The 1067-nt window shown below is 73.0% G+C and carries 1 protein-coding gene; it reads left to right on the forward strand.

Translation table 11 applies throughout. The features are described 5' to 3' along the window. Positions 1 to 20 precede the first annotated feature (20 nt). Positions 21 to 1067, forward strand: coding sequence for a zinc-binding dehydrogenase (locus GUY61_RS38525; RefSeq protein ID WP_166634924.1), 1047 nt, complete (start codon positions 21 to 23; stop codon positions 1065 to 1067).

A 1067-nucleotide genomic window follows, 5' to 3' on the forward strand; every position in this document is an offset into this window, starting at 1 on the left:
CTCACAGAAAGCAGATCCCCATGGACACCATGCTCGCCGGACGCTTCCACCTGGACAGCAAGAAGTTCGCCGTGGAAGAGGTCCCCGTCCCCGTGCCCGGCCCGGGCGAGGTCCTCATCGAGGTCAAGGCCGCAGGCGTCTGCCTCTCGGACGTCCACCTCCTCGACAGCTCCCTCGTCCCGCTGTTCGCCACCTCCGACACGGTCACCGTCGGCCACGAGGTATCCGGCGTGATCCACACCCTCGGCCCCGGCCTCAAGCGCGACCTGACCGCCGGCACCCGCGTCACTCTGGAGGCCGGGCAGAGCTGCGGACAGTGCGCCGACTGCGCGCGCCACCGCCCGTGCGCCCAGATGCGCACCCGCGGCATCGACTACGACGGCGGCTGGGCCCAGTACACCCTCGCCCGCGAGGACACGCTCATCCCCATCCCCGACAGCCTCCCCTTCGACCAGGCCGCGATCATCCCCGACGCCGTCTCCACCCCCTACACCGCCGTCGTCGCCACCGCGGGCGTCCGTGCCGCCCAGTCCGTCGGCGTCTGGGGCGTGGGCGGAGTGGGCGCGCACAACGTACGCCTCGCCCGCCTGGTCGGCGCCGCACCGATCATCGCCGTCGACCCGCTGCCCGGCGCCCGCGAGCGCGCCCTGGCCTTCGGCGCGGACTGCGCCCTCGACCCGGCCGCACCCGACTTCGCCGACCGGGTACGCGCGGCCACCGGCGGACGGGGCCTGGACTTCGCCTTCGACTGCGCCGGCGTGCCCGCCGTCCGCGAGCAGGCCGCCTCCGTGCTCGGCCCGGGCGGCTCCCTGATCCTCGTGGGCATCACGCCCAAGCCGCTCACCATCACCGAGGGCCTGACATTCAACTACCTGAGCAAGCAGGTGCGCGGCCACTACGGCGGCTCCCCCGAGTCCGTCACCGAGCTGGTGCAACTGACCGCAGCCGGCCGCCTCGACCTGGCCCCCTCCATCACCGACCACATCCCGCTCGCCGACGCCGCCGACGCCGTCCACCGGCTGGAGAACAAGATCGGCGACCCGATCCGCCTCATCCTCGTCCCCTGA

The organism is Streptomyces sp. GC420, from assembly GCF_009916105.1.
Classification (GTDB): domain Bacteria; phylum Actinomycetota; class Actinomycetes; order Streptomycetales; family Streptomycetaceae; genus Streptomyces.